Below are 26146 nucleotides of genomic sequence, written 5' to 3'. Positions count from 1 at the left end.
CGGCGTCACGCCGTCAGCGTTCGTGCGATCCGTGCGGCGGAGCCGAAGGCCAGCGTGAAGCCGAGCGCGCCGTGGCCCGTGTTGAACAGCATGTTGGCCGGGGCTGCGCCGCGCCGGCCGATGATCGGCAGTCCGGTCGGTGTGGCAGGACGCATGCCGGTCCATGGGCGGAGTTCGGCCAGCGTGCCGGCCTCGGGGAACACGGCGCGCGTGGCGTCGGCCAGGGTGTCGATGCGGTCGGCCGGGATGCGGGCGTCATGGCCCACGAGTTCCGCCATGCCCGCCACGCGCAGCCGGCCACCGAGCCGTGCGAACACGACCTTGCGTGCGCTGTCCGTCACGCTCACTCTGGGCGCGGCACCGGGCGCCGGGTCGACATCCACCGTGATGCTGTAGCCCTTGAGTGGATAGACCGGCAGGTAGGCGCCCAGCGTTCGGCCCAGCCGATGCGACGCGGTGCCCAGCGCCATCACGAACGCATCGGCCTCGACGTCGCCGGCAGCCGTGCGCACCGCCACCGCCCGGCCGGCACGCACCGTGAAGTCCCGGGCCTCGGTGCCGAGCAGAAAGTGCACGCCGTGCGCGCGCAACCAGGCTTCGAGCGCCTGACAGACCTTCAGGCAGTCCGCGGCGCATTCGCTCGGCGTGTGGACGGCGCCTGCGATCTGCTGCGCGTAGTGCGCCAGTGCGGGTTCGATGTCGGCGCATTCGGCCGGCGTCACGACCCGCTGCTCGCTGCCCATGGTGCGCTGCAACTCGACCTGCCGCGCCGCGCCGGCCAATGCGTCTTCGCTGCGGTACAGGACGAGTTTTCCGGTGGCGGAGAAGTCGCAGTCCGCAGCGATCCCGGCGCGCATCGTCTCGAAGCCCTGCCGGCTTTCGGCGGCCAGCGCCAGCAACCGGGCCGTGGTGTCGCGCGAGGTTGCGGCATTGCAGGCGGCGAGGAATTCGATCCCCCAGCGCCATTGCAGCGGATCGAGTTGCGGACGCAGCTTCAGCGGCGAATCGGGCGACAGCAACAGCTTGGGCAACTGCGCCCAGATCGACGGGTCGGCCAGCGGCTGCACGTACGAATAGCTCAGCTGCGCGCCATTGCCACCGCTGGCGCCCGCACCGGCCGCCGCCCGATCGATCACCGTGACCTCATGGCCATCGCGATGCAGTTGCCACGCCGTGGCCAACCCCACGATGCCCGCGCCCAGCACACAGACGTGCATGACCTTGTCCTCTCTCGTTGCCGAATGGCCGTGACTCTAGGCCGGCATCGGCCTGGCGGGAAATGCCGAAACGAGGACCGGCCATAGCCAAATGGCATGCCCCGGAAGCGGCGGGCTCGCACGCTTCGCATCCATAACTTTCCGGCATGCCATTCGACGCAAAAGGAATTATTGGACCGGTGCAGCAAGTTTTTACACTGGCCTTCGTCGATCAACCCACTCACCGAAAGGCTCGCATGAAACTCTCCGTCCTGATGGCTGCCGTTCTCCTGACCGCCACCGGCGCCCACGCCGCCGACACGCTGGCCAAGATCGCGGCCGAGAACAAGTTCACGATGGCTTATCGCGAATCGTCGGTGCCGTTCAGCTACCTGGACGGCCCCAGCAAGCCGATCGGATTCTCGGTCGAGCTGTCGAATGCGATCGCCGATGCGGTGAAGACCAAGCTCGGCAAGCCGAACCTGGAGATCGCGTGGATGTCGGTGACGTCGCAGAACCGCATTCCGCTGCTGTCGAACGGCACGATCGAGCTCGAATGCGGATCGACCACCAACAACACCGCGCGGGGCAAGGACGTGTCCTTCGCCATCAACCACTTCTATACCGGCACCCGCCTGCTCGTGAAGAAGACTTCCGGCGTGAAGGACTATGCGGACCTGAAGGGCAAGAAGGTCACCATCACCGCCGGTACCACCAACATGCTGGTCGTGCGCAAGTACAACGAGGACAAGAAGCTCGACATCGACATCGTGTCGGCCAAGGACCATGCGGACGCACTGTTGCTGGTCGAGACCGACCGCGCCGTGGCCTTCGCGATGGACGACATCCTGCTGTACGGCCTGCGCTCCAACTCGAAGGCGCCGGCCGATCTCGAAGTGGTCGGCGAGGCGCTGCAGGTCGAGCCCTACGCGTGCATGCTGCCGAAGGACGACCCGCAGTTCAAGGCGCTGGTCGACGGCGTGATCACCGGAATGATGAAGTCGGGCGAGTTCGAAAAGCTCTACAACAAGTGGTTCCTGGCACCGATCCCGCCGAAGAACCTGCCGATCGGATTGCCGATGAGCCAGGAGCTGAAGGACAACATCAAGACCCCGTCGGACAAACCGGCGACATGAGCTCTCCCCCAGGCTTCGGCGCACTGCGTGTCGCCTTTCGCCAACCTCCTTCCGGGGGCAACACCGACGGCCCGGCGGAGCCGGTTCCGTGGTGTTTCTGGAGCGGCGGGCGGGGGCGTCTGGATACTGAAGGAGTGACGTGACGCAGGTGGTCGGCATTCTGGGTGGCATGGGGCCGGCGGCCGGCGCGGACTTCGTGCGCCTGTTCGTCGAGGCCTGCGCGCAGCACATGCGGGCCAAGGGCGAGCCGGTGCGCGACCAGGCCTTTCCCGAGCATTGGCTAGCGCAGGTTCCGGTGCCCGATCGCACCGGCGCGCTGGAGTCCGCGTCACATGGCGCGCACCAGCCGCTCGAGCCGATGCTGCAGGCGCTGGGCCGGCTGGCTGCGCTGGGCAGCCGCACCGTCGCCATCGCCTGCAACACGGCGCACGCGTGGCACGCGGCGCTGCAGGAACGCTTTCCGCAGGTCGAGTTGCTGCATGTGTCACGCGAAGTGGCGGCGCATCTGGCCGCGCAGGGCGTGCGCGAGGTGGCGCTGATGGCGACCGAGGGCACCTACCGTGTCCGGCTTTATGAGCACGCGATGGCCGAAGCCGGTTTGACCTGCCATCTGCCGCGTGCCGCCGAGCGGGAGCTCCTCATGCGCGGCATCTACGACGGCGTGAAGGCCGGCGATCTGTCGCTGGCGACGCGTTGCTTTTCCGAGGTGGCGCTGCAACTGGCGCAACGCCACGGCCCGTTGCCGATCGTGATGGGCTGCACCGAGGTTCCGCTGGGCCTGCAAGGCTGTGCAGCGACCGCTGCGCTGCAACTGGTCGATCCGGCGCGGGTGCTGGCGTCGGCATTGGCGTCGCGCGCCTATGCCGACGACCGTTCCGGCAACCGCCTGGAAGTTTCGCGGCCTCCATGGTGAAAAAGATCAGGCATCCCTCTTGACACGGTTGATAAGATAAAAATGGCCTTGGCAACCGGTACGCCGGCAGCCAAGGCATCGGAATTTGTCGTGTACCCCGAAGCGGGCCATGCGTTCCATGCGGACTACCGGCCGAGCGACCTCGAAGGAAGCGGCCGGGAACGGATGGAAGCGCACACAGGCCTGGTTCAAGGCCCGCGGCGTCGCCTGGTCCTTTTCGACGCAGCGACGCTTCAGGCCGCCTCCGCCAAAAGCCGTCCCAAGGGGCGGCTTTTGTTGTTTGTGTTTGATGCTTTTTTGATCGATTCGGGCTTCGTGCCCGTGCTGCAGGACCTTATGACTTTGCTGGCCATCATCGCGGCGACCCTGTTCGCCGGTATCGGGAGCGTTTGGCTCGCCGCCTTGCTCATGCGCATCGGTGTGCGTAACGGCGGACGCGGCGTGAACTCGCAGCATCTGCTGAGCCTTGCGGCGGGCGCACTGCTCGCCACCGCCTTCATGCACCTGCTGCCTGAAGCCTTCGAGAGCGGCATCGAACCGGCGCTGCTGTTCGGGCTGTTGCTGTTCGGGCTCGTGTTCTTCTTTCTGCTCGACAAGGCGGAACTCTGGCATCACGGCCATGAGCACCACCACGCCGTGCCGGGCCCGGTCGGCGCGGCGCAGGCACATGGCCATGACGGACATGATCATTCCCACGCCGGGCACGCGCATGACCATGCGCACGGCCACGCGCATGGCGAAAGGCGCGCGGGCGGCTGGGCGGTGCTGACCGGCGACAGCGTGCACTGTTTCGGCGATGGCATCCTGATCGCGTCGGCCTTCGTGGCGGATGTGCGGCTCGGCCTGGTTGCCGCGCTGGCCGTGCTGGCGCACGAGGTGCCGCATCACATCGGCGATCTGGTCGTGCTGCGCCAGAGTTCGGCGAATTCACGCTCGGCCCTGGTCAAGGTGTCGCTGGCCGGCACGATGACCGCGCTCGGCGGGCTGGCGGGCTGGTGGTTGATCGACCAGCTGCATGGCTGGCTGCCGTACTTCCTCGTGCTGGCCGGCAGCAGCTTCGTGTACGTCGCGCTGGCCGACCTGATCCCTCAATTGCAGAAGAGCCTCCCGGCGCGCCAGACTGCCGCGCAGGTGCTGTGGCTGGTGGCCGGCATCGTGCTGGTGACGATGGTCAGCCGGCTCGCGCATGGCGAGCACGATCACGAGCATGGCCACGAGGGACATGACCACGACCATGCCGCGGAGGTCGCGCCGCACAAGCCCTGAGCCGATCGGATGATTCCGACACGCATGCGGCCGGTTGGCCGTGGTGCGTGCCGGCGGAGTTCCGGCGCATGATGAAGCATGCGGCACGCCATCCGGTCGCAGCCGCATTGCAACCACCAGAGCCATCAAGGAAATCACCATGTCTTCTGCAACCTCACCTCGTCGCACCGCCGGAAACGCACCTGCATCCGCAGATGCGGATTTGTCCGAGGACGGCTATGACGCGCTCGACGGCGAGGATTCAGCCGAAATCGAAGATGAGACCGGGCTTGATCTGACGGATGCGAGCGATCTCGACGCCGACAACGTGCCGGCCGACGAGGAACACGATCGCGTGAATCACGCGCCGGACTGACCGGCTCGCGCGATGCCCCAGCCGGTGTGCAGGCCACCGCCCGGGGCGTCACTTCTCTCTTCCTGACGCACCGCTGTCCGGAGGCGATCGGCTCGAGATCGCCTTGCATCGTGAATGACGGGCGTCGCCGTTCTCAGGGCCGTTGATCGTCCGGCGGCCGCCGGCCCTGCGGGCGTTGGCCCGCGGCCGCCTGCTGTTGCTGCTCCTGCTGGCGCCGCTGTTGAGCCTGTTGCTGTTGCTGCTGGGCCTGTTGTTGTGCCTGCTGGCGCTGCGCCTGTTCCTGCTGTTGACGCTGCTGCTGCTGCTGGGCTTGCTGTGCCTGTTGCCGCGCCTGATCCTGTTGCTGGCGTTGGGCATGTTCCTGCTGCTGGCGTTGCTGCTCCTGTTGCTGCCGCTGCTGGTTCTGCACTTGCTGCTGCTGTTGACGAGCCTGCTCTGCCTGCCGACGCTGTTGCTCCTGCTGCTGGGCTTGTTGTTGTTGTTGTTGTTGGGCTTGCGCAGCTTGCCGGCGCTGCTGATCCTGTTGTTGCAGTTCCTGCTGGCGCTGCTGTTGTTGCGCCTGTTGCTGCTGCGCCTGGCCTTGTGCCGCCTGACGTCGTTGCTGATCCTGCTGCTGGCGCTGTTGCTCCTGTTGCTGGCGCTGTCTGTCCTGCGCCTGGGCTTGTTGCTGGCGCGCTTGTTCTTGCTGTTGACGCGCCTGATCCTGCTGCCGCGTTTGCGCGTCAGCCTGCTGCCGTCTCGCCTGCTCCTGCTGCTGTCGTTGCTGCTGTTGAGCTTGCTGCTGCGCGTTGGCCTGCTGTTGCCGGCGGGCCTGATCCTCCTGCTGTTGCTGCTGTTGCTGCTGTTGCTGCTGAGCCTGGGCTTCCTGTCCCCTGCGTTGCTGGTCGACGGCTTGCTGCTGTCTTCGTGCCTCGTCCTGGCGGGCTTGCTGTTGACGCTGCTGCGCCTGCTGGTTCTGGGCCTGCAACTGTTGCTGGCGCTGCTGATCCTGCTGCTGGCGGATCTGCTCGCGCTGGGCTTGTGCCTGCTGGTCGCGCTGCCGGGCCTGAGCGTCGGCCTGCTGTTGCTGTTGCTGCTGCTGGAACTGCCGCTGCTGTTCGGCACGCTGGTTCTGCTGCGCCTGTTCGGCCTGCTGGCGTGCGAACTGGGCTTGCTGCGCCTGCTGCTGGCGCGGATCGGGGCCGTTGTTGTAGACGTTGCGGATGTTGTTGTTCGTGATCGATTCCGAACGCGACACATAGGTCGAGCGGTTGTAGATCACGGCCGGCCGATCGTCGCCGCGGCCTTCGCGCTGGCGGCCTTCAGGGCGTCGATCGTCGCGGCGCCGGTCGCCCCAGTTCATGCCCCACGAATTCCATCCCCAGTCATGGCGCTGGATCGCGCTGCCGACCACCACGCCGAGCCCGAAGGTCAGTGCGCCGGCGGTGGCGATCTGCGCGTTGCTGTAGCGCGGCTCGGTGTAGACGGGCTGCGGCGGCGCATAGGCATAGCCTGGATAGGCACGCACCGGTTCTCCATAGATCTGCTGCGGGTCGTAGCTCGGCACGTACACCACGTCGGGCTGGGCCGGTGCGATCGTGATCAATTGCTGAGGCGCCTCGATGACTGGCGGCCCTGAATAGATCAGCGGTGCATTCGGATCGGACGTGTAGACAGGCGGTGCCGTGGCGGCTGCGACCTTGATCTGCGGCGTGCTCTTCAGCCGTCCGGCGCGCTGGGCCCGCTGACGCATCACCTGTACGGCATTCAGCACATCGGTCGGGTCGTTGTAATACGCCTCGCCGAGCGCGGTGGTCCACGACGGATTCCTCGCCATCTGGTCCAGCACCGAACGGAATGCGGTCAGCGACTTGATGCTCGGGTCCCAGGGCTGGCGCTCCGCGGCGTCGGCCAGCGGTCCGGCCTTGAGCGTCTTGTTCTGCGCCAGCCATTGGTTGGCGGCAGTGACCTGGTCGGGATAGGTCGCGCCGGCAAGAACCTGTGCCACCAGCTTGTCGGGGTAGAGCGCGATCGGCGCGACCAACTGGTAGAGCTGTTCTGCCGAAGGCGGTGCATAGGCGGGAGCGGGCGCAGGCGCCACTGCGGGTGTTGCGGCCACCGGTTGGGCGGACGCTTCGGGTGCCGGAGCGGCGGCAGGTGCTGCAGGTACCGTCGCCGCAGCGGGAGGCTCTGCGGGCTTGTCGCAGCCGGCGAGCATGAGCACCGCCGCACTCATGGTCGCCAGCACGAACTTCGTGTGTGGTCGTCGCGCCGGTGCCGCCGTTGTGGCGCTGGGCGCCGGTCGATGCAGATGCCATTGGGCCATGTCTCGCTCCCTGGTTGTGATGACCTTGATCGGGTGGCGATGCGCATCAGGATCGATGCGGCATCACCTTCCGCTCAACGTTCACCGTAGCCCGAAAGCCGACCCGAGATGTGACAGCGCGTTTCGGTCGCGCGTGTCAGTTCTGCGGCCGTCCGGGTGCTCCCGGCATGGCCGGAGCGCCCGGATGGCCGTCGCCTATTGCTTCGCGCCGCCGTTGTACTTGGTCACGCTTTGGGCCGCGAGGTGGTAGGCGCTGACGCCCATCATCGAGTCGTTGCGCGACGTCTGCAGCTTGCCGGTGACCCACACCGTGTCCATCGCGCGGAACTTGGCGCCCTTCTCGGGCACCACGTGCACGATCTGGTTGGCGGGCGGCGGCGGCGTGTGGATGCAGGCGCCGAAGTAGGGCACCAGCAGGAATTCGGTGACCTCGCCCTTGTCCTGTTCGAGCGGCACGATGAAGCCCGGGATCTTCACCACGGCACCGTTGAGTTCCGGATTGGCGGGCGCGCTGTCGGACGCCTGCTGCATCTTCATCAGCAGCTCGGACGCCTTCGGGTCGGCATCGTCGAGCTTGCTGAAGTCGATGTCCTTGAAGGCCTTCATCGGATCCCAGTCCTTGGGCACCAGCTCGGCCCAGGAGATCTCGCGTGCCTGGCCGGGCGCGGCCTTGGCCGCAGCGCCCTTGCCGCCGAGCGGATTGGTGGCCGTGGTCGCTTCGGGCGCCGGGCCGGCCGCGAAGGCGGTGGCGGCCGCCGCGATGCAGGCGAGGGCTGCACCGGAGCGCAGCAGGGAAGAAAGAGCGGTCATGGTGAAGTCCTCGAAAAAGGTCGGTTGTCAGATGCGCGGCGACAGGCCGTCCGCGAGCGAAAGCCGGTAGGCGCGCAGGCCCGGCAGCAGGCTCGCGGCGAAGCCGGCAGCCAGCAGGCTGGCCAGCAGCAGCCACTCGTTGGGGGTGGGTGCGCTCAGCGCGAGCGCCAACCCGAATTGCGATTGCAGCCAGGGCGACAGCAGCGCGATGCCGAGCGTGGCGAAGATCACGCCGATCACGATGCCCAGCGCCGTCACGAGCGCGCCCTCGAGCGCGAGCAGCGCCAGCACATGCCGCAGGCTCGCGCCCACTGCGCGCAGCACCGCGAGTTCGCGTCGCCGTTCGTTGAGCCCGGCCATCACGACCGACACCAGGCCCGCCAGGCTCACCAGCGCGACCAGCGCCGACATCAGCAGCAGTGCGTTTTCCCCGACGCCGACCACGCTCCACAGCTCGTCGAGCGCGACGCCGGGCAGGATCGCCATCAGCGGTTCGCCCGCGTAGGTCGACACCCAGCGCTGCACCGAGAACACGGCCGCGCGGTTCTTCAGGCCGACCAGCGCGGCGGTCACGTTCTTCGGGGTCAGGTCGAACTTGCGCACCTGCTCGGCCGGTATGTGCACGCCGGGCATCGGCGCACCGCCGGCCCAGTCGAGATGGATCGCCTCCATGGCCGCGAGCCCGATGTGCACCGTGCGGTCGACCGGCGTCCCCGTGCGCGCCAGCACGCCAGTGACGGTGAAGGGCTTGTCGGCATGCGCGCCGGTGTCGAGCTCGCCGCTGCCGTGGGCCAGCGTGATCTTCTGGCCGACGTGGTAGCCGAGCCGGTCGGCGACCTCGGCGCCGATCACCGCATCGAAGAGTTCCGAGAAGGGCTTGCCTTCGCGCAGCACCAGCGCCTGTCGGTTGCCGTAGTGGAAGTGCGTGAAGTAATCGGGCGTGGTGGCGAGCACCGCGAAGCCGCGGTGCGAGTCGCCCAGCGACAGCGGAACGACCCAGTCGACTCCCGGATGCGCCGACAGCGCCTGCACGCTCTTCCACGAGATGTTGTTGGTCGCGGCACCGATGCGGAACACCGAATACAGCAGCAGCTGTGTCGAGCCCGTGCGTGCGCCCACGATCAGGTCGGTGCCCGAGACCGAGGACGCGAAGTTGTCGCGCAACTGGGTGCGGATGCGCTCGACGCCCAGCAGCAGGAAGGTCGACAGCGCGATCGACAGCACCGTGAGCGCGAGCGTGAAGCGCCGGTTCCAGGCGCTCTTCCAGGCGATGCCGAACAGGACGCTCATGGCGGGGTGCGCGCAGCGCGGTTGATCTCGGGCAACAGCACGTGGCGCGAAAAGCGCGACGCGATGCGCTGGTCGTGGCTCACGAACACCAGCGCGCTCTGGTTGGCCGTGCAGGCTTCGAGCAGCACGTCGAGAAAGGCCTCGCGCCGGTCTTCGTCCAGCGCGGACGTGGGTTCGTCGGCGATCACGAGTTCGGGTTTGCCGATCAGCGCCCGCGCCGCCGCCACGCGCTGCTGCTGGCCCACCGACAGCTGCATCGCAGGCCGTGTCCAGAGGTTGGCATCGAGGCCCATCTGCGCGAGCAAGCGCCCGGCCTGAATGCGTGGTGCGCCGCCGTGCGAGGCCTGGGCGCAGCGCCGCTGCGAGAAGCGGCAGGGCAGCAGGACGTTGTCGATCACGCTCAGGTACGGCAGCAAATTGAACTGCTGGAAGATGTAGCCGACGTGCGCGACGCGGCAGCGGTCGCGCCCCGCGCCCGACAGTTCGGCCCAGTCGTGCCCGAGCAGCGCGACGCGGCCCTGGTCGGCCACCAGCACGCCTGCCAGCAGCGACAGCAGCGTGCTCTTGCCGCAGCCGCTCGGCCCGTGCAGGAACACGGCCTCACCGGCGGCGACGTCGAAACGCGCGATGTCGATGCAGGGCGCCGCCGTGCCGGGCCAGGCGAAGCGCAGCGACTCGGCAACGAGAACCTGGGTCACCGGATGCTCACTTGCCCCAGGCGAGCCGTGTGTTCGGGCGCTTCAGCGAGCGCTGGAACTGCCCCTTCGGTGAGGCGATCTGCACGTCGATCTGGCGCGGGCCCTTGAAGGCCGTGAACAGGCTGACGTCGATGTACTTCACAGCCGTGGCGTTGGTGCAGTTGAAGGCGAAGGTCGCGTCCATGTCGGCATGTGCGCCGCCTGCCGCGTCGGCCGCCGAGGCCTGGCCGAGGCCGAGTGCCGGCGACTGCAGGTTCACCGGCCCCAGCTTGCAGTTGCCGGCCGGATCGATGTCGAAGAGCTTGTCGGCGGCGCGCAGCGTGGCGACCGTGTTGTCCACCGTCTGGCGCTCGGCGTCGGTGCGCGGCGCGCGTTCGAAACCGACCAGGTTGTCCAGCGGCGATTCCATGGCGACCACGATGCTCGGGCCGTCGATCGCGATGTCGAGCTTGATCAGTCCGTGGACGTGGGCGTGCTGAGCCTGGGCCGATGCGGTGGACGCCACGCCCAGCGAGGCCGCGCAGAGAAGAACGAGCAGAGGGAGTTTTCGGATCACGGTTCGGCGCCTTGCCGGGTCGGCAGCCCCGGCGTGTTGCTCCATTCGCTCCAGCTGCCGGCATAGAGCGCCGTCGGCCCCAGTCCTGCAATCTGCATGGCGAGCAGGTTGGGCAGCGCGCTCACGCCGCTGCCGCACTGGTGGACGACCGTCGCCGGGTCCCGGCCCGCCAGCAGGGTCTCGAACTCGGCGCGCAATTGCGCGGCCGGCTTGAACTTGCCGTCGGGGCCGATGTTGTCGGCGAAGGGCCGGTTCAGGGCCCCGGGGATGTGACCCGCGATCGGGTCCAGAGGTTCCACCTCGCCGCGATAACGTGCGCCGGCCCGCGCGTCGATCAGCGTCTGGTCAGCTTGGCCGAGACGGCCGGCCACCGTGCCGGTCGTGACCAGCTGCAGCAGCGGCTCGCCGGGCACGAAATTCGACTGGAAGTGGGCCGGCTCCTCGCCGTGGGCGATTGCACCGCCGATGGCCTGCCAGGCCTGCAGCCCGCCGTCGAGGACGGCCACGGCGTCGTGGCCCATCCACTTGAGCATCCACCAGAGGCGGCCGCAGTAGTTGGCGCCGTTGCGGTCGTACACGACGGCCTGCATGCCGTTCGCGAAGCCCACGCTCGACAGCCAGGCGGCGAACTTCTCGCGGCTCGGCAAGGGATGGCGACCGCCGGAGGCCGGCTCGCCGTCGTCGTGCGCGACCACGACGCCATGCTTGCCGGGTACGCCATGCTTGGCGCTCAGGTCGGTGTCGAGATTGGCATAGACCGCGCCGGCGATGTGCGATTCGCGGTAGGCCGCAACACCGGCTTCGGGCTTCATCAGTTCGAAGCTGCAGTCGAACAGCATCAGCGGCGTGCCGGCGGCCTGCAGGGCCTGGAGTTGTTCGGGGGAGATCAGGGTGGTGAAGGGCATGGCATTCATGGAGGGCCTGAAAGGATGTGCATTGTCCTGCGCAGCGCGCGGCTGCGCTCGCGCCGGTGGCTAGTGTTCTTCGGCCGGCGCCTTCGGCAGCGAGCGCTGCCGCAGCACCGTGGCCGCGATGCCGCTGGTCACGATCAGCGCCATGCCGGCCCAGCCCAGCGCATCGAGACGGTCGCCGAACAGCACCACGCTGTAGAACGACGCGAAGACGATGCCGGAGTACTGCAGGTTGGCGACCAGCAGGGTGCCGCTTTCGGTCTTGGCGGTCGCATAGGCGCGTGTCATGCAGAGCTGGCCCAGCGCGGCCAGCACGCCGACCGGCAGCAGCCAGATCGCGTGCGGCCAGGTCCATGCGTTCAGGGGCGTGTGGCCGCCGATCGCCGTGCCGAGTCCGCCCGCCACCGCGGACCCGACCGCGAAATAGAACACCGTGCGCGCTTCAGGCTCGCCGAGCCGCGACAGTGCGACGACCTGCATGTACGCGAAAGCGGCGGTCAGGCCCGACAGCAGGCCCAGCAGCGCCGCGAAGCCCTGGTTCTCGCCCATCGTCGGCCGGAGCATGAGCACCACGCCGACGAAACCGGCCAATACCGTGAGGATCAGCGGCCCTTGCAGCGGCGGCCTGGGCACCTTGCCATCGCGCCCCGGCACCGGCACCCAGGCCAGCAGCGCGCCGCCGACCAGGAACGCGGCGATCCAGACGCTGCTCATGTAGTTGAGCGTCATCGCGGTCGCCAGCGGCATGTGGGCGATCGCATAGAACCAGGCGCCCAGCGACACCACGCCGATCAGGCTGCGCCAGGCATGCATCAGCGGATAGGCGGTCGCCAGCTTCACGCCACGCTGGCGTGCGAGCAGCCAGAGGAAGACGATGCCGATCAAGCCTCGATAGAAGACCAGTTCGGCGCTGGAGAACCATTGCGAGGCGATCTTCACGCACACGCCCATGGTCGCGAAGATCAGTGCGCCGAGCACCATCCATAAAGCCTGCATCCGTCGCTCAGCTGAAGTCCATCTCGCGGCGGTACCACTCGTGGAACTGCTGCATACCGTCTTCCATCGGGCTCTGGTAGGGGCCGGTCTCGTTGTCGCCGCGCAGCATCAGCGCGCGGCGGCCGGCGTCCATGCGCTCGGCGATCTCGTCGTCCTCGACACAGGTCTCCATGTACGCGGCCTGCTGCGACTCGACGAACTCGCGTTCGAAAGCGACGATCTCCTCGGGGTAGAAGAATTCCACCATGTTGAGCGTCTTCTGCGGACCGATCGGGTGCAGCGTCGACACCGTGAGCACGTGCGGATACCACTCGACCATCACGTTCGGGTAGTAGGTGAGCCAGATCGCGCCGTACTTCGGGGGCTTGCCGTCGCGGTACTTGAGCAGCTGCTCCTGCCACTTCTGGTAGACCGGGCTGCCCGCGCGGCCCAGCCGGTTGGCCACGCCGACGGTCTGCACCGAGAACTGCCGGCTGAACTCCCAGCGCAGGTCGTCGCAGGTCACGAAACTGCCCAGGCCGGGGTGGAAGGGCCCGACGTGATAGTCCTCGAGGTAGACCTCGATGAAGGTCTTCCAGTTGTAGTTGCACTCGTGCAGCTCGACGCGATCGAGCGCGTAGCCCGAGAAGTCGAGGTCGGCGCGCGGACCCAGGCCCGCCAGGTCGGCCGTCACGCTGCGGCCCGGATGCGCCGGGTCGCGGCTCTTCTCGAAGAGCAGGCCGTTCCATTCCTCGATCGGATAGTTGTGCAGGTTGAGGCAGGGGTCCTGCGCGAAGTGCGGCGCGCCGATCAGCGTGCCGGTGGTGCGTGCGTCGGCGGCGGCGTAGGTCCAGCGGTGCAGCGGGCAGACGATGTTGCCGCCCGTGCGCGCATCGAGCTCGCCGCGGCCCTGCAGGATGACCGCCTGCCGATGGCGGCAGACATTGGAGATCAGCTCCACGCCCTTCGGCGTATGCACCAGCGCGCGGCCATGGTGCTCTTGCGGCAGCGTATGGAAGCTGCCGGGCTCGGGCACCGCCAGGCGATGCCCGACGTAGCGCGGGCCGTTGGCAAAAAGCGTTTGCAGCTCGCGGGCATAAAGCGCCTCGTCGAAGTACGCGGAAACCGGGAGTTGGCTCGTGGCCTGCTGCAGTTGAAGACTTAAATCAGACATGGGTGACCTGACCAAGCTCCCCACAGGGAGAAAAAGGAAAATAGGCGCCGCTCGACAGTCGCGGCAGCCTTGGAAATGTCACCGGCTGGCGCCGGCAAGGAGAACGAAGGATTGTACCCGGCAGGTCATTTTCCACATCCCCGTCCTAGAATGCCGCGTTTTACCTTCGATTGCGAATGCCCAAGGTGCCATCTTCTCCTCCCTCGAGCGCTTCGGCGGTTTCCGACGCCGCGGCCCTTCCGACCAGCTACGAAGCCGGACTCCAGGAACTCGAGAAGCTGGTGGGTGAACTCGAATCCGGCCAGCTCCCGCTCGACCAACTGCTGGGCAGCTACCAGCGCGGCGCGGCACTGCTGGCTTTTTGCCGCGACAAGCTGCAGGCGGTCGATGAGCAGATCAAGATCCTGGATGCGGGCAGCCTGAAGGCTTGGTCGGCCGAATGAGGGCAGCGATCGGCGAGGACTGGAACGCGGCCCGGCTGGCCGCGTGGATGACGCCGCATCTGGCGCAGGTCGAAGAGGCATTGTCGGCATGGGTCGGCATGGATTCGCCCGTGCAACTCGGCGATGCGATGCGCTATGCCGTGCTCGACGGTGGCAAGCGCCTGCGCCCGCTGCTGGTGATCGCCGCGAGCGAAGCGGTCGGTGGCAGCACGGCCGCCACGCTGCGCGCAGCCTGCGCCGTGGAGCTGATCCATGCCTATTCCCTGGTGCACGACGACATGCCCTGCATGGACAACGACGTCCTGCGTCGCGGCAAGCCCACGGTGCATGTGAAGTTCGGCGAGGCCGATGCACTGCTCGCGGGCGACGCGTTGCAGGCATTGGCCTTCGAACTGCTGACCCCCGACGACGGCACCGTCGAATTGGTAGCGCAGGCCAACCTGTGCCGCTTGCTCGCACGGGCTGCGGGCAGCCAGGGCATGGCCGGCGGCCAGGCGATCGATCTCGCCAGCGTCGGCAAGTCGCTCGACGAGGCTCAATTGCGCGAGATGCATCGGCTCAAGACCGGTGCGTTGCTGGAGGGCAGCGTCGAGATGGGCGCCGCGTGCGCCTGCGACGTGCCGGCACAGGCCTTGTCGGCGCTGCGCGACTACGGCGCGGCGCTGGGATTGGCCTTCCAGATCGTCGACGACATCCTCGACGTCACCGCCGATTCCTCCACGCTCGGCAAGACGGCCGGCAAGGACGCTGCGAGCGACAAGCCGACCTATGTGTCGCTGCTCGGCCTCGAACGCGCCCGCAGCCAGGCACGCGGGCTGCTCGCCGACGCGCTGGCGGCCCTGGACCGCAGCGGGCTGTCCGACGCGGCCGCGCTGCGTGCGCTGGCATACATGGTCGTGGATCGCGACCGATAAAACGCGCAAGCGTCAGAACAACAACGTCCCCATGGCTCCGCTGCTCCCCACCATCCACGATCCCTCGGTGCTCCGCAAATTCGACCGCGCCCAACTGCGGCAGGTGGCCGACGAAGTGCGGGCCTGCGTGCTCGACAACGTCTCGCGCACCGGCGGCCACCTGAGTTCGAACCTCGGCACCGTTGAATTGACGGTGGCGCTGCACCATGTGTTCAACACGCCGCACGACCGGCTGGTCTGGGACGTGGGCCATCAGACCTACCCGCACAAGATACTGACCGGACGGCGCGAGCGCATGCCTTCGCTGCGCCAGCTCGGCGGCATTTCGGGCTTTCCGCAGCGCGCCGAGAGCGAGTACGACACCTTCGGCACCGCACACTCGTCGACCAGCATCTCGGCAGCGCTCGGCATGGCGATGGCCGCGAAGCAGAAGGGCGAAGACCGCCATTCGGTCGCGATCATCGGCGACGGCGCGCTGACCGCCGGCATGGCCTTCGAAGCGCTGAACAACGCCGGCGTGGCCGACTGCAAGCTGCTGGTCATCCTGAACGACAACGACATGTCGATCAGCCCGCCCGTGGGTGCGCTCAACCGCTATCTCGCGCAGCTGATGAGCGGCAACTTCTACGCTGCGGCCAAGAGCGTCGGCAAGAGCGTGCTGCGCGCGGCCCCGCCGCTGTTCGAGCTGGCCAAGCGGCTCGAGGAGCATGCCAAGGGCATGGTCGTGCCTGCGACGCTGTTCGAGCAGTTCGGCTTCAACTACGTCGGCCCGATCGACGGCCATGACCTCGACTCGCTGGTGCCGACGCTGGAGAACCTGCGCCAGCTCGACGGTCCGCAGTTCCTGCACGTGGTCACCAAGAAGGGCCAGGGCTACAAGCTGGCCGAAGCCGATCCGGTGGCGTATCACGGCCCCGGCAAGTTCGATCCCAAGATCGGCCTGGTCAAGCCTGCCGCGGCGTCGAAGCAGACCTTCACCCAGGTGTTCGGACAGTGGCTGTGCGACATGGCGGCACAGGACGGTCGCCTGGTCGGCATCACGCCCGCGATGCGCGAAGGCTCGGGCATGGTCGAATTCGAGCGGCGTTTTCCCGGCCGCTACTACGACGTCGGCATCGCCGAGCAGCATGCGGTGACCTTTGCCGCCGGCCTGGCCTGCGAAGGCCTCAAGCCGGTGGTCGCGATCTATTCGACCTTCCTGCAGCGCGCCTACGACCAGCTGATCCACGACGTGGCGATCCAGAACCTGCCGGTGGTGTTCGCGCTCGACCGCGCGGGCCTGGTCGGCTCCGACGGCGCAACGCATGCGGGCGCCTATGACATCTCCTTCCTCCGCTGCATTCCGAACATCAGCGTGGCCTGCCCGTCGGACGAGGCGGAATGCCGCGCGCTGCTGTGCACGGCCTATGCGCAGGACCATCCGGTGGCGGTGCGCTATCCGCGCGGTGCGGGTGTCGGCGCGGTGCCGCATCTCACGCTCGAGGCGCTGCCCTTCGGCAAGGGCGAGGTCCGCCGCCAGGGCTCGCGCGTGGCCATCCTGGCCTTCGGGACGCTGCTGCATCCGGCACTCGAGGCTGCGGCGCGGTTCGACGCGACGGTCGTCGACATGCGCTGGGCGAAGCCGCTCGACATCGAGTTGCTGCTGCAGGTCGCGGGCTCGCACGAGGCTTTGGTGACGGTCGAGGAGGGCGCCATCATGGGCGGTGCCGGCAGTGCCGTGCTCGAGGCGCTGCAGGCCGCCGGCATCGTGAAGCCGGTGTTGCAGCTCGGCCTGCCCGATCGCTTCATCGAGCATGGCGACCCGGTGAAATTGCTGGCAAGCGTCGGGCTCGATGCGGAGGGCATCGCGGCGTCGATCACGGCGCGTTTCGGTGTGGCCGCAGAGAAGACCCCGGCTGTGGAACTTCAGTCGAGTTTCTAGAAGCCGCACGCTCCACAACTCCACCAGCGCGGCCCGAGGGCCGCGTTTTCGTGAGCCTGGCCTGAGCACCATAATTGGCGGATGGCCGCTCCATCTCCGCCGTCACGTCCGGATTACCCGTCCTTTTCGCCCCGCGGCCCGGCGCGGCCGGTCGATTCGCCGGAGGTGTTCGGCGCCGGTCGCGAAATGCTGTCGCTCGCGCTGATCGACGCCCGCAACCACACGCTGCATCTGCTGTCTCTCTACGAGCAGGCGCTCGGTTCGGCGGTGGAACACGTGCCGCGCCTGCACGGAGTGGTGCCGCCGGTCTGGCTGGCCGGACACATCGGCTGGTTCGCCGAAAGCTGGATCGCGCGCAACACGCAGCGCGCCCTCGGCGCCGCCTGCCCGGCGCGCCCGACACGGCTGGCCTCGGTCGAACCGAATGCGGACGAATGGTGGAATCCTCAGCAAGGCGGCCCCGATGTCTGCTGGGCGGAAGGGTTGCCCGGGCTCGGGCAGACGCGCGGCTATCTGCTCGAGACGCTCGAAGCCACGCTCGATCTGCTCGCGCGTGCCGCCGACAACGATGCCGGCCTTTATTTCTATCGGCTTGCGCTGCTGCATGAAGACCTGCGTGGCGAGCAACTGGTCGTGATGGCGCAGACGCTCGGCTTGCCGCTCGACGTCGACGCGGCGCCCGCCACGGTCACGCGGCCGACGCTGGCGTTGCCCGCCACGCGGTGGGTGCTGGGCACTGCGGACGAGCGCTTCACGCTGTCGCAGGAACATGGGCGGGAAGCCGTCGACGTGCCGGAGTTCGAGATCGATGCGCAGCCCGTCACCTGGAGCCAGTTCATCGAGTTCGTCGACGACGGCGGCTATGACCGCGACGACCTGTGGCATCCGCAGGGTCGGCAGTGGCTGCTCGAGCAGCCCGATGGCCGGCGCGGTCCGCGCCACGTCGAGCAGATCGGCGGCTCGCGCCACGGCACCGGCGGCTCGGTGCTGCAGCAGCGCTTCGGCCGGACGGTGCGCGTGTCCGGCCACCACAGCGCGATGCACCTGAGCTGGTGGGAAGCCGATGCCTGGGCGCGCTGGGCCGGTCGCCGCCTCGCGACCGAGGTCGAATGGGAGATCGCCGCGCACCAGGCCGAACGCCGTGGCTTCCGCTGGGGCGACGTGCAGGAGTGGATGTCCGGACGGCTGCAACCCTGGACCGGCTACCGCGCCGATGCGTGGAGCGTTGGCACGGGGTTCGATCCGCAGCCGGCCTTCGGCACGGCGCGCGTGCAGCGAGGCGCTTCTTTCGCGACGGCATCGCGCCTGCGCTGGCTGAAGCGCCGCGGCTTTGCGCCGCCGGAACGCGACGACGGCTTCTTCGGCTTCCGCACCTGCGCGCTCTAGCCTTCCACCAGGGCGGCGCACACCGGCCATGACCTGCCACGTCATCGACGCACGGCAGGGCCGCGGCGACCATTCGTTCACCCCGCGCCGTTGCGGGTTGGACTCACGAAAGGAATCGCCATGAACACCGCTTCGATCGATGCCGCAGGCATCGCCCAACGCTACATCGCCGTCTGGAACGAGGCCGACGCCGGGCAGCGCCGGCAGCTTCTGGAATCCGGCTGGACGACCGATGCGCACTACGTCGACCCGATGATGCAGGCGCGCGGCCTGGACGACATCGGCGCCCTGGTCGGTGCCGTGCACCAGCGCTTTCCGGGCTTCCGGTTCCGCCTGAAGGGCGCGGCCGACGCGCACGGCGAGCATGTCCGCTTCTCGTGGATGCTCGGTCCCGAAGGCGCCGAAGACATGATCGAAGGCACCGACTTCGCGCAGGTCGACGGCGGCAAGCTGCGCGCCGTGACCGGCTTCCTGGACAAGGTGCCGGCGGGCTGATCAGGCGCCGGCTGGCGTGGCCTGGCCTTCCGCGGCGACCACCCGGCCGTTGTCGAGCAGCACGACCGTCTGCGCGAGCACCTCGACGTCCTGCGGATCGTGCGTGACCAGCAACGTCGGTATCTGCACGCGCTCCAGCATCTCCGCGAGTTCCGCGCGCAGCCGCGTGCGCAGCGTGGTGTCGAGGGCCGACAGCGGCTCGTCGAGCAGCAACAGGTGTGGCTGCGGCGCCAGCGCACGGGCCAGCGCCACGCGCTGCCGCTGGCCGCCCGACAGATGCCGCGGCCAGGCGCCGCGCAGCTTGCCGAGATCGAACTGCTGAACCAGCGCGTCGATGCGCGCCTGGTCGGCATCCCCCATGCGCTGGCCGAGGCGGCGCACGCCGAACGCCAGGTTCTGTTCGACCGTCATGTGGGGGAACAGCGCGTAGTCCTGGAACACGATGCCGATGCGCCGTTCGCGCGCAGGCAGGTCGATCTGCCGCGCACTGTCGAGCAGCGTCCGCGTGCCGATCCGCACATGGCCGCGCGCCAGCGGCGCGAGCCCGGCCACCGCCATCAGCACCGTCGATTTGCCGGAGCCGGAAGCGCCCATCAGCGCCGTGCGCGCGGCATTCGACGTGAACTGCGCGTCCAGCGCGAAATGCCGGCCGGTGGACTGCAGCGCGAGCCGCACGTGGATGTCGAGAACGGTGCTCATCGCGTCAATGCCGTGCCTGCAGCAGCCGGCCCGAAACCACCAGCACCGTCATGCAGACCACCGAGATCAGCAGCGTGAGCCACAGGGCCTGGTCGTCATGGCCGGCCTGTACCGCGTCGTACACCGCGATCGACAGCGTCTGCGTCTTGCCCGGCAGGTTGCCGGCGATCATCAGCGTGGCGCCGAACTCACCCATGGCGCGCGCGAAGGACAGCATCAGCCCCGCCGCGATGCCGCGCACCGCCAGCGGCAGCGAGATGCGCAGGAACACCTCGAACTCGCCCGCGCCCAGCGTGCGCGCCGCATGCGTGAGGCGCCCGTCCACTTCCTCGAAGGCGGCCCGCGCGGCCTTGTAGATGAGCGGCAGCGACACCACCGATGCGGCGATCACCGCGCCTTGCCAGGTGAACATCAGGTTGATGCCGAACCAGCGGTCGAGGTACTGGCCGAACACGCCGTTGCGGCCGATCAGCACGATCAGGTAATAGCCCAGCACCGTGGGCGGAAGCACCATCGGCAGCATGAGAAAGGCGTCGGCAACGTCCTGGCCGGCGAAGCGCCGGCGCGACATCCACCACGCGAGCGCGATGCCCGCCGCGCCGGACAACAGCGTGGCGAGGATCGCGACCTTGAGCGTGAGCCAGAGCGGCGTGAGCAAGGTGCAGGCTTGCGGTCAGGGCTTCGAGAAGCCGAAGCCGTCGAGGATCTCCTGGCCCGACGCGCCGCGCACGAAGGCGATGAAGTCCCTGGCCGTCGCCGCGTTCTTGCTCGCGGCGAGCTGGGCGATCGGATAGGTCACGGCGGTGGTGGTCGGCACGGTCAGCACGATGCGGGTCTTGTCGCGTTCGATCATCGCGTCCGTGCGGTAGACGAAGCCGGCGTCCACCTCGCCGCGCGCCACGTAGTTGAGCACCTGGCGCACGCTCTCGCCGTAGACCCACTTGCCGTCCAGCGCGGACGTCAGGCCGGCCTGCTCGATCGACTGCATCGTGTAGCGGCCCACCGGCACCGAGGCCGGCGTGCCGGTCGAGATGCGCTTGTAGCCGGCGCCCGCGAGGTCGGCCAGCTTCTGCGGCGACTGGCCACCGGCGGCCGGCACGATCAGCACCAGCGTGTTCTGCACGAAGTCGGCACGCGTGCCATCGGCCAGCAGCTTGGCGGTGGCTGCGCGGTTCATGGTGTCCTGGTCGGCCGATGCGAACACGTCGACCGGCGCGCCTTGCTGCATCTGCGCGAGCAGTGCGCCGGAGGCCGCGAAGTTGAAGGTGACCTTGGTCCCCGGATGGGTCTTCTCGAAGGCCTGGCCCACGGCCTGGAAGGCATTCGTCAGGCTGGCGGCGGCCGACACCACGATCTCCTGTGCATGCAATGCACCGCTCAACGTCAGTGCTGCGAACAGGGCACCGGCACGCAGCCAACGCGGGGAAGTCTTCATCTTGCGTCCTTCGATTTCGCTATTCATGGATGGAATAGCGAAATGATAGCAACCGGATACAAGTCCCCTGGGACTCTCAGTCCATGCGCCGGTCGGAGCGTGCGTCCGACAGCGTGTCGAGCCGGCCGTCGAACCAGCCGATGCGCTCGGTGCTGCGCACGTCGAAGCGCGGCACGTAGGGCTTGATGTCGATCACCGGCGTGCCGTCGACCATGTCGTTGCCGCTGAAGTGCAGCGTGCCGCCATCGACCCGCAACAGTCGCACGATCGACAGGCCGATGCGATTCGGCCGCGCCGGCGCCCGCGTCGCGAACACGCCGTGCGGCTGCGTGTCCAGAAAGGGCGTCACCTCGAGCCGCTCGTGCGCGCATCGGTGAAGGTGCGTGAGCAGGATCAGGTAGTCGAAGCCCTCGATGTCGCGCAGCCCCGGCACGAACTCGGGCAGCAGTTCGACGCGGCCAGGCTCGTCGGGGGCGCCCGCGGTCTGCACCGGCATGTCGACGGTGTCCGCGAAGCGGCTGCGCACGATGCCGATCGGCCGGCAGACGATGGTTGCGATGTCGGGCGGCGCGTTCATCCGATGTCCTCGTCGTCGAATTCGAAGGGCATCGGCGCGGGCCGCATCGGCAGGCGCTGGTCCTGCAGTTGCGGCGACCAGCAGGACCAGACCGTCTGCGAGATCGGGCGCGCGGCGTCCGGCGGCGCTTCGACGATGGTGCCGATGGCGATGAAGCCGGCCAGGTACTCGCCGGGCGCGAGGTCCAATGCCTGCACGATCGCAGGGTCGAAGCAGCGATCGCCGCTGAGCACGATCGCGCCATAGCCCAGCGCATGCGCCGCGTTCACGAGGTTGCCGAGCGCAGCACCGGCCGCGAGCCATTGCTCGCGCAGCGGCACACGCTTGCGCTGGCGCAGCGACACCACGAAGCCGAGCAGGCAAGGGGCGCGCGTGGCGTGCTCCCGGGCACGCTTCAGGTCGGACAGGCCGGCGAGCGGATCGCGCCGCTTCTTCTCGGCCTCGAAAAGATCGGCGAGGGCCTCACGCGATTCGGGCCGGAATTCGATCACGCGCCAGGGGTGCAGCCGGCCGTGATCGGGCGCCGCCAACGCGGCCTGCAGCATCAGGTCGATGTGATCGGGCGACGGCGCCGGCGCGGTCAGCCGGCGCGGCGAGACCGAGCGGCGGCCAAGCAGCGCCGCCAGGGAAAGGGCGATGGGCGGAACGGTCGAGGTTGGGTCCACGGGAACATCCTTTGGCGGATCGAGCGCTGTTCATTGTGGGAATAGCACAAGTCTAGGTGGCGCGGCGGGATCCCGCGTGTCGGCCCGACGACGACCGTCCGCGTGGTGCGTGCATTGCACAATCGCGGCCATGCCCACGCCCCGTTTCATCGACGCTCTCGGCCATGCGCCGGCCGACAAACGCATCGAACTGCTGCGCGGCATTGCGCTGAGCGGCAGCATCTCGCAGGCTGCGCGCGATGCCGGCGTGAGCTACAAGGCGGCGTGGCAGGCGATCGACACGCTCACCAACCTGGCGGGCGTGCCGCTGGTCGAGCGTGCGGTGGGCGGTTCGGGTGGCGGCGGCGCGCTGCTCACCGCGCACGGGCTCCACCTGCTCGAACTGGCGGAAGCGCTCGACACGGCACGGCAGGACGTGCATGCTCGCTGGGCGGCGCGTGGTGGTGCGGCCGATGCGGCAGCGGCGACGGGCATCGACGCCACCATGGCGCGGCTTGCGGTGCGCACCAGCATGCGCAACCAGTTGCCGGTCGTCATCGAGTCCTTCACTTCGGTCGGTCGCATCGTGCGCGTCGCGATGCGGCTGGGCGCCGCGGCACGCATCGCTGCACGCGTGACGCAGGAAAGCGTCGAACTGCTCGGGCTGGAGCCGGGCATGACGGCCATCGCGCTGTGCAAGGCGACCGCCGTGCGCGTGGAGCGCGTCGTTCCGGCCGCCGCGGCGCTCGACAACCGCCTCGCCGGCACCGTGGCCGCCGCGGCGCGTGGCGAGAGCGGCGACGAGCTCGCGGTCACGCTTGAGGACGGCCTGCAGATCGTGGGCTTCGCGCCCAGCGGAACCGGGCTGCGGACGCGCCAGCGCGTGATGGCGATCGTGGACGAGTCGGCGGTGGTGCTGGCGCTGCCGGGCTGAACGGCCGCGCGCTCCGGCCCCTGACCGACCGCTCGCCGGCAGAGGGGGCCGTGCAGGTTTCTAGGGTTTTGCCTAGGATGGCGAACCGGGCCGGTGTCGCCGAAGATGCCAGTTGCCTCAATCAGCCATCCACCTCACGGAGACAGCCACATGCAGGTCCACTTCACGGTCAACGGCCGCGCGGTCACGGTCGACGCGCCGCCCAACACCTTTCTCGTGCACGCGATCCGCGAGCACCTGCACCTCACCGGCACCCACGTCGGTTGCGACACGGCGCAGTGCGGCGCCTGCACGGTGCACCTCGATGGCCGTGCGATCAAGTCGTGCAACGTGCTGGTCGGCCAGGTCGAAGGCGCGGCCATCACGACGATCGAAGGTGTCGCCCAGCCCGACGGCACGCTGCATCCCATGCAGGCGGCCTTCAAGGAATGCCACGGCCTGCAATGCGGCTTCTGCACGCCCGGCATGGTGATGAGCGCCATCGACCTGTGCACCTACCACCCGGGCGCCGACGAGGCCGAGGTGCGCGCACTGCTCGACGGCAACCTGTGCCGCTGTACCGGCTACCAGAACATCGTGAAGGCGGTGCAGATGGGTGGCAAGGCCATGGCCGCCGGATCGGCGCCCGTCACCACCGCCACGGCGGCATGAGGAGCACGCCATGGGTGCACCCGATTTCGCCAAGCTCCCGCACATCGGTGAGTCGATCCGCCGCAAGGAGGATCTCCGCTTCCTGACCGGTGCCGGCCAGTACACCGACGACGTCACCATGGCCGCGCAGAGCCATGCGGTGTTCGTGCGATCGCCGCACGCGCATGCGGTCGTCAAGTCCGTCGACATCTCGGCAGCTTCCGCCATGCCCGGCGTCGTCGGCATCTTCAGCGGCAAGGACATCGAAGGGAAGATGGGCGGCCTGCCGTGCGGCTGGCTGATCAACAACCCCGACGGCACGCCGATGAAGGAGCCGATGCACCCGATCCTCGCGATCCACAAGGTGCGCTACGTCGGCGACCATGTGGCGATGGTCGTGGCCGAGACGGTCGAGCAGGCGAAGAACGCTGCCGAGGCCGTGGTGGTCGACTACGACGTGCTGCCCGCGCTGGTGGCCGTCGGCGACGCCGCGAAGAAGCAGAGCGGCGTGACCATCCACGACGAGGCACCCGACAACCAGTGCTACAAGTGGACGCTCGGCGACAAGGCGCAGACCGATGCCGCCTTCGCCAATGCGGCCCACGTCACCAGGCTCGACCTCGTCAACAACCGGCTGATCCCGAACCCGATCGAGCCGCGCGTGGCCATCGGCAACTACAACCGGGCGAGCGAGGAATACACGCTCTACGTGTCGAACCAGAACCCGCACGTCGAACGGCTGCTGATGACGGCCTTCGTGCTCGGCCTGCCGGAACACAAGGTGCGCGTGATCGCGCCCGACGTCGGCGGTGGCTTCGGCTCGAAGATCTATCTCTACGCCGAGGACGTGGCGCTGACCTGGGCCGCGAAGCAGCTCAACCGCAGCATCAAGTGGACCGGCGAGCGCTCCGAGTGCTTCCTGAGCGACGCGCACGGCCGCGACCATGTGAGCCACGCCGAGATGGCGATGGACAAGGACGGCAAGTTCCTCGCGATGCGCGTGCACACCGACGCCAATCTCGGCGCCTACCTGTCGACCTTCTCGACCGCGATCCCGACCATCCTGTACGCCACGCTGCTGGCCGGCCAGTACGCCACGCCGCAGATCTACGTCGAGGTCGATGCCTGGTTCACCAACACCGCGCCGGTCGACGCCTATCGCGGTGCCGGCCGGCCCGAGGCGACGTACCTGCTGGAGCGCCTGGTCACGCGCTGCGCGTGGGACCTGAACCTCGCGCAGGACGAGATCCGCCGCCGCAACTTCATCTCGAGCTTTCCGTACCAGACGCCGGTGGCGCTGCAGTACGACACCGGTGATTTCCCGGCGTTGCTGAACCGCGCCAACGAGCTGGCCGAGGTCGACGGGCTCGCCGCCCGGCAGGCCGAGAGCGCGAAGAAGGGCAAGCTGCGCGGCATCGGCTACTCGAGCTACATCGAGGCCTGCGGGCTGGCGCCGTCGAACGTCGCGGGCGCGCTCGGTGCGCGTGCCGGCCTGTTCGAGGCGGGCGAAGTGCGCGTGCATCCAACCGGCAGCGTGACCGTGTTCACCGGCTCGCACAGCCACGGGCAAGGCCACGAGACGACCTTCGCGCAGGTCGTTGCGGCCAGGCTCGGCATCGCGGTCGAGGCGGTCGACATCGTGCATGGCGACACCGGCCGCATTCCGTTCGGCATGGGCACCTATGGCTCGCGCTCGATCTCGGTCGGGGGCGCGGCGATCATGCGGGCGCTCGACAAGATCGAGACCAAGGCCAAGAAGATCGCGGCACATCTGATGGAAGCCAGCGATGCCGACATAGCCTTCGCCGACGGCGAGTTCACTGTGAAAGGTACGGACAAGAAGATACCTTTCGCGCAGGTGGCGCTGACGGCCTACGTGCCGCACAACTACCCGCTCGACAAGCTCGAGCCGGGCCTCAACGAAACCGCGTTCTACGACCCGACCAACTTCACCTACCCGGCCGGCACCTACATCTGCGAGGTCGAGATCGACCGGCAGACCGGCGAGGTCAAGGTCGACCGCTTCACCGCGGTGGACGACTTCGGCACCATCATCAATCCGATGATCGTCGAAGGCCAGGTGCACGGTGGCCTGGTGCAGGGCATCGGCCAGGCGCTGATGGAGAACTGCGTGTACGACGAGACCGGCCAACTGCTGACCGGCAGCTTCATGGACTACGCGATGCCGCGCGCCGCGGACTTTCCGCAGTTCCGGCTCGACACCTTGAGCACGCCCTGCACCCACAACCCGCTGGGCACCAAGGGCTGCGGAGAGGCCGGCGCGATCGGCTCGCCGCCGGCGGTGATCAATGCGGTGCTCGATGCGCTGCGCCCGCTCGGCGTGCGCGACTTCGACATGCCCGCGTCGCCGCACCGCGTGTGGGAGGCGATGCAGACCGGCCATGTGAGCCCGACGCAGGAGCCGCAGACGCCGTCGCTGGCCGCCAGCACGCAGGGCCGGCCCGCGGCCTGAGCCGCGCCAC

Annotated in this window: 27 protein-coding genes; 12 read left to right on the top strand and 15 right to left on the bottom strand. The window is 68.3% G+C overall.

Annotated features, from left to right (window positions below; all coding sequences use genetic code 11):
- Nucleotides 1–5: 5 nt before the first annotated feature.
- Complete coding sequence (locus AC07PZ_RS10460; protein WP_495294984.1) at nucleotides 6–1217, bottom strand: D-amino acid dehydrogenase; 1212 nt, start codon at nucleotides 1215–1217, stop codon at nucleotides 6–8.
- A 236-nt stretch (nucleotides 1218–1453) separates the two neighbouring features.
- Between AC07PZ_RS10460 and AC07PZ_RS10455 the strand changes: the two genes are divergently transcribed.
- The gene (locus AC07PZ_RS10455) at nucleotides 1454–2332 is read left to right on the top strand and encodes a transporter substrate-binding domain-containing protein (RefSeq protein ID WP_495294983.1); all 879 of its coding nucleotides are present in this window, start codon (nucleotides 1454–1456) and stop codon (nucleotides 2330–2332) included.
- Nucleotides 2333–2471: 139 nt separating this feature from the next.
- Nucleotides 2472–3245 carry an aspartate/glutamate racemase family protein gene (locus AC07PZ_RS10450; protein WP_495294982.1) on the top strand — a complete coding sequence of 258 codons (774 nt, stop codon included), beginning with the start codon at nucleotides 2472–2474 and terminating at the stop codon, nucleotides 3243–3245.
- A 6-nt stretch (nucleotides 3246–3251) separates the two neighbouring features.
- On the opposite strand, the gene AC07PZ_RS10445 is transcribed toward AC07PZ_RS10450, so the two are convergent.
- Nucleotides 3252–3701: a hypothetical protein gene (locus AC07PZ_RS10445; protein ID WP_495295176.1), complete on the bottom strand. Its 450-nt coding sequence runs from the start codon at nucleotides 3699–3701 to the stop codon at nucleotides 3252–3254.
- On the opposite strand from AC07PZ_RS10445, the gene AC07PZ_RS10440 reads away from it, so the two are divergent.
- Both AC07PZ_RS10440 and AC07PZ_RS10435 read left to right on the top strand, forming a co-directional pair.
- Nucleotides 3582–4511 carry a ZIP family metal transporter gene (locus AC07PZ_RS10440; protein ID WP_495294981.1) on the top strand — a complete coding sequence of 310 codons (930 nt, stop codon included), beginning with the start codon at nucleotides 3582–3584 and terminating at the stop codon, nucleotides 4509–4511. The two genes, AC07PZ_RS10445 and AC07PZ_RS10440, sit on opposite strands and share 120 nt — an antisense overlap.
- 139 nt (nucleotides 4512–4650) lie before the next feature.
- On the top strand, nucleotides 4651–4866 hold the full coding sequence (locus AC07PZ_RS10435; RefSeq protein ID WP_495294980.1) for a hypothetical protein: 216 nt from the start codon (nucleotides 4651–4653) through the stop codon (nucleotides 4864–4866).
- Between the two features lie 133 nt (nucleotides 4867–4999).
- Here AC07PZ_RS10435 and AC07PZ_RS10430 read toward each other — a convergent pair whose 3' ends face one another.
- The 8 genes from AC07PZ_RS10430 to AC07PZ_RS10395 all read right to left on the bottom strand — a co-directional run bounded on the left by AC07PZ_RS10430 (nucleotide 5000) and on the right by AC07PZ_RS10395 (nucleotide 13585).
- On the bottom strand, nucleotides 5000–6946 hold the full coding sequence (locus AC07PZ_RS10430) for a DUF3300 domain-containing protein (protein WP_495294979.1): 1947 nt from the start codon (nucleotides 6944–6946) through the stop codon (nucleotides 5000–5002).
- A gap of 420 nt (nucleotides 6947–7366) precedes the next feature.
- Complete coding sequence (locus AC07PZ_RS10425; protein ID WP_495294978.1) at nucleotides 7367–7981, bottom strand: DUF3299 domain-containing protein; 615 nt, start codon at nucleotides 7979–7981, stop codon at nucleotides 7367–7369.
- Nucleotides 7982–8008: 27 nt separating this feature from the next.
- The gene (locus AC07PZ_RS10420) at nucleotides 8009–9271 is read right to left on the bottom strand and encodes an ABC transporter permease (protein WP_495294977.1); all 1263 of its coding nucleotides are present in this window, start codon (nucleotides 9269–9271) and stop codon (nucleotides 8009–8011) included.
- A complete protein-coding gene (locus tag AC07PZ_RS10415; protein WP_495294976.1) occupies nucleotides 9268–9969 on the bottom strand; it encodes an ABC transporter ATP-binding protein in 702 nt (233 codons plus the stop codon). The genes AC07PZ_RS10420 and AC07PZ_RS10415 overlap by 4 nt, the downstream gene beginning before the upstream one ends.
- Before the next feature lie 7 nt (nucleotides 9970–9976).
- A complete protein-coding gene (locus AC07PZ_RS10410) occupies nucleotides 9977–10525 on the bottom strand; it encodes a DUF2796 domain-containing protein (RefSeq protein ID WP_495294975.1) in 549 nt (182 codons plus the stop codon).
- Complete coding sequence (locus AC07PZ_RS10405; protein WP_495294974.1) at nucleotides 10522–11430, bottom strand: sulfurtransferase; 909 nt, start codon at nucleotides 11428–11430, stop codon at nucleotides 10522–10524. Before AC07PZ_RS10405 ends, AC07PZ_RS10410 begins: the two co-directional genes overlap by 4 nt.
- 69 nt (nucleotides 11431–11499) lie before the next feature.
- Entirely contained in the window at nucleotides 11500–12432 is a 933-nt protein-coding gene (locus AC07PZ_RS10400) for a DMT family transporter (RefSeq protein WP_495294973.1), read from the bottom strand.
- Between the two features lie 7 nt (nucleotides 12433–12439).
- The gene (locus tag AC07PZ_RS10395; protein WP_495294972.1) at nucleotides 12440–13585 is read right to left on the bottom strand and encodes an aromatic ring-hydroxylating oxygenase subunit alpha; all 1146 of its coding nucleotides are present in this window, start codon (nucleotides 13583–13585) and stop codon (nucleotides 12440–12442) included.
- Nucleotides 13586–13761: 176 nt separating this feature from the next.
- On the opposite strand from AC07PZ_RS10395, the gene xseB reads away from it, so the two are divergent.
- The 5 genes from xseB (at nucleotide 13762) to AC07PZ_RS10370 (ending at nucleotide 18744) form a co-directional block, all read left to right on the top strand.
- On the top strand, nucleotides 13762–14028 hold the full coding sequence (gene xseB / locus AC07PZ_RS10390) for an exodeoxyribonuclease VII small subunit (RefSeq protein ID WP_495294971.1): 267 nt from the start codon (nucleotides 13762–13764) through the stop codon (nucleotides 14026–14028).
- 47 nt (nucleotides 14029–14075) lie between these two features.
- The gene (locus tag AC07PZ_RS10385) at nucleotides 14076–14942 is read left to right on the top strand and encodes a polyprenyl synthetase family protein (protein ID WP_495295170.1); all 867 of its coding nucleotides are present in this window, start codon (nucleotides 14076–14078) and stop codon (nucleotides 14940–14942) included.
- 31 nt (nucleotides 14943–14973) lie between these two features.
- Nucleotides 14974–16863: a 1-deoxy-D-xylulose-5-phosphate synthase gene (gene dxs, locus AC07PZ_RS10380; RefSeq protein WP_495294970.1), complete on the top strand. Its 1890-nt coding sequence runs from the start codon at nucleotides 14974–14976 to the stop codon at nucleotides 16861–16863.
- 81 nt (nucleotides 16864–16944) lie between these two features.
- The gene (locus tag AC07PZ_RS10375) at nucleotides 16945–18249 is read left to right on the top strand and encodes an SUMF1/EgtB/PvdO family nonheme iron enzyme (protein WP_495294969.1); all 1305 of its coding nucleotides are present in this window, start codon (nucleotides 16945–16947) and stop codon (nucleotides 18247–18249) included.
- A 120-nt stretch (nucleotides 18250–18369) separates the two neighbouring features.
- Complete coding sequence (locus tag AC07PZ_RS10370) at nucleotides 18370–18744, top strand: nuclear transport factor 2 family protein (protein ID WP_495294968.1); 375 nt, start codon at nucleotides 18370–18372, stop codon at nucleotides 18742–18744.
- On the opposite strand, the gene AC07PZ_RS10365 is transcribed toward AC07PZ_RS10370, so the two are convergent.
- From AC07PZ_RS10365 to AC07PZ_RS10345, 5 genes are all read right to left on the bottom strand, one after another.
- A complete protein-coding gene (locus AC07PZ_RS10365; protein ID WP_495294967.1) occupies nucleotides 18745–19443 on the bottom strand; it encodes an ATP-binding cassette domain-containing protein in 699 nt (232 codons plus the stop codon).
- A gap of 4 nt (nucleotides 19444–19447) precedes the next feature.
- The gene (modB, locus tag AC07PZ_RS10360) at nucleotides 19448–20101 is read right to left on the bottom strand and encodes a molybdate ABC transporter permease subunit (protein ID WP_495294966.1); all 654 of its coding nucleotides are present in this window, start codon (nucleotides 20099–20101) and stop codon (nucleotides 19448–19450) included.
- Between the two features lie 15 nt (nucleotides 20102–20116).
- Nucleotides 20117–20878, bottom strand: coding sequence for a molybdate ABC transporter substrate-binding protein (gene modA, locus AC07PZ_RS10355; RefSeq protein WP_495294965.1), 762 nt, complete (start codon nucleotides 20876–20878; stop codon nucleotides 20117–20119).
- A 76-nt stretch (nucleotides 20879–20954) separates the two neighbouring features.
- Nucleotides 20955–21455 (bottom strand): tRNA (N6-threonylcarbamoyladenosine(37)-N6)-methyltransferase TrmO, encoded by a 501-nt coding sequence (gene tsaA / locus AC07PZ_RS10350; protein WP_495294964.1) that lies wholly within the window; start codon nucleotides 21453–21455, stop codon nucleotides 20955–20957.
- Complete coding sequence (locus tag AC07PZ_RS10345) at nucleotides 21452–22120, bottom strand: nitroreductase family protein (protein ID WP_495294963.1); 669 nt, start codon at nucleotides 22118–22120, stop codon at nucleotides 21452–21454. Before AC07PZ_RS10345 ends, tsaA begins: the two co-directional genes overlap by 4 nt.
- 130 nt (nucleotides 22121–22250) lie before the next feature.
- Here AC07PZ_RS10345 and AC07PZ_RS10340 point away from each other — a divergent pair, with 130 nt between their 5' ends.
- The 3 genes from AC07PZ_RS10340 (at nucleotide 22251) to AC07PZ_RS10330 (ending at nucleotide 26136) form a co-directional block, all read left to right on the top strand.
- A complete protein-coding gene (locus AC07PZ_RS10340; protein WP_495294962.1) occupies nucleotides 22251–23033 on the top strand; it encodes a TOBE domain-containing protein in 783 nt (260 codons plus the stop codon).
- A 150-nt stretch (nucleotides 23034–23183) separates the two neighbouring features.
- Nucleotides 23184–23684 (top strand): (2Fe-2S)-binding protein, encoded by a 501-nt coding sequence (locus tag AC07PZ_RS10335; protein ID WP_495294961.1) that lies wholly within the window; start codon nucleotides 23184–23186, stop codon nucleotides 23682–23684.
- Nucleotides 23685–23694: 10 nt separating this feature from the next.
- Nucleotides 23695–26136, top strand: a complete 2442-nt coding sequence (locus AC07PZ_RS10330; protein ID WP_495294960.1) for a xanthine dehydrogenase family protein molybdopterin-binding subunit — start codon at nucleotides 23695–23697, stop codon at nucleotides 26134–26136.
- Nucleotides 26137–26146 lie beyond the last annotated feature (10 nt).

The organism is Variovorax sp. GW821-FHT10B04 (assembly GCF_059415645.1).
Note: the sequence above shows the minus strand (reverse complement) of the source record. Positions and strands in the feature narration are given on the sequence as shown.

Bases quoted from the DNA above. Each gene is read 5' to 3' on its own strand.
- AC07PZ_RS10460 (WP_495294984.1), bottom strand. From the start codon at position 1,217: ATGCACGTCTGTGTGCTGGGCGCGGGCATCGTGGGGTTGGCCACGGCG.
- AC07PZ_RS10455 (WP_495294983.1), top strand. From the start codon at position 1,454: ATGAAACTCTCCGTCCTGATGGCTGCCGTTCTCCTGACCGCCACCGGC.
- AC07PZ_RS10440 (WP_495294981.1), top strand. From the start codon at position 3,582: ATGACTTTGCTGGCCATCATCGCGGCGACCCTGTTCGCCGGTATCGGG.
- AC07PZ_RS10445 (WP_495295176.1), bottom strand. From the start codon at position 3,701: ATGCTGCGAGTTCACGCCGCGTCCGCCGTTACGCACACCGATGCGCAT.
- AC07PZ_RS10435 (WP_495294980.1), top strand. From the start codon at position 4,651: ATGTCTTCTGCAACCTCACCTCGTCGCACCGCCGGAAACGCACCTGCA.
- AC07PZ_RS10425 (WP_495294978.1), bottom strand. From the start codon at position 7,981: ATGACCGCTCTTTCTTCCCTGCTGCGCTCCGGTGCAGCCCTCGCCTGC.
- AC07PZ_RS10420 (WP_495294977.1), bottom strand. From the start codon at position 9,271: ATGAGCGTCCTGTTCGGCATCGCCTGGAAGAGCGCCTGGAACCGGCGC.
- AC07PZ_RS10405 (WP_495294974.1), bottom strand. From the start codon at position 11,430: ATGCCCTTCACCACCCTGATCTCCCCCGAACAACTCCAGGCCCTGCAG.
- AC07PZ_RS10400 (WP_495294973.1), bottom strand. From the start codon at position 12,432: ATGCAGGCTTTATGGATGGTGCTCGGCGCACTGATCTTCGCGACCATG.
- AC07PZ_RS10395 (WP_495294972.1), bottom strand. From the start codon at position 13,585: ATGTCTGATTTAAGTCTTCAACTGCAGCAGGCCACGAGCCAACTCCCG.
- xseB (WP_495294971.1), top strand. From the start codon at position 13,762: ATGCCCAAGGTGCCATCTTCTCCTCCCTCGAGCGCTTCGGCGGTTTCC.
- AC07PZ_RS10385 (WP_495295170.1), top strand. From the start codon at position 14,076: ATGACGCCGCATCTGGCGCAGGTCGAAGAGGCATTGTCGGCATGGGTC.
- dxs (WP_495294970.1), top strand. From the start codon at position 14,974: ATGGCTCCGCTGCTCCCCACCATCCACGATCCCTCGGTGCTCCGCAAA.
- AC07PZ_RS10375 (WP_495294969.1), top strand. From the start codon at position 16,945: ATGGCCGCTCCATCTCCGCCGTCACGTCCGGATTACCCGTCCTTTTCG.
- AC07PZ_RS10370 (WP_495294968.1), top strand. From the start codon at position 18,370: ATGAACACCGCTTCGATCGATGCCGCAGGCATCGCCCAACGCTACATC.
- AC07PZ_RS10365 (WP_495294967.1), bottom strand. From the start codon at position 19,443: ATGAGCACCGTTCTCGACATCCACGTGCGGCTCGCGCTGCAGTCCACC.
- modA (WP_495294965.1), bottom strand. From the start codon at position 20,878: ATGAAGACTTCCCCGCGTTGGCTGCGTGCCGGTGCCCTGTTCGCAGCA.
- tsaA (WP_495294964.1), bottom strand. From the start codon at position 21,455: ATGAACGCGCCGCCCGACATCGCAACCATCGTCTGCCGGCCGATCGGC.
- AC07PZ_RS10340 (WP_495294962.1), top strand. From the start codon at position 22,251: ATGCCCACGCCCCGTTTCATCGACGCTCTCGGCCATGCGCCGGCCGAC.
- AC07PZ_RS10335 (WP_495294961.1), top strand. From the start codon at position 23,184: ATGCAGGTCCACTTCACGGTCAACGGCCGCGCGGTCACGGTCGACGCG.
- AC07PZ_RS10330 (WP_495294960.1), top strand. From the start codon at position 23,695: ATGGGTGCACCCGATTTCGCCAAGCTCCCGCACATCGGTGAGTCGATC.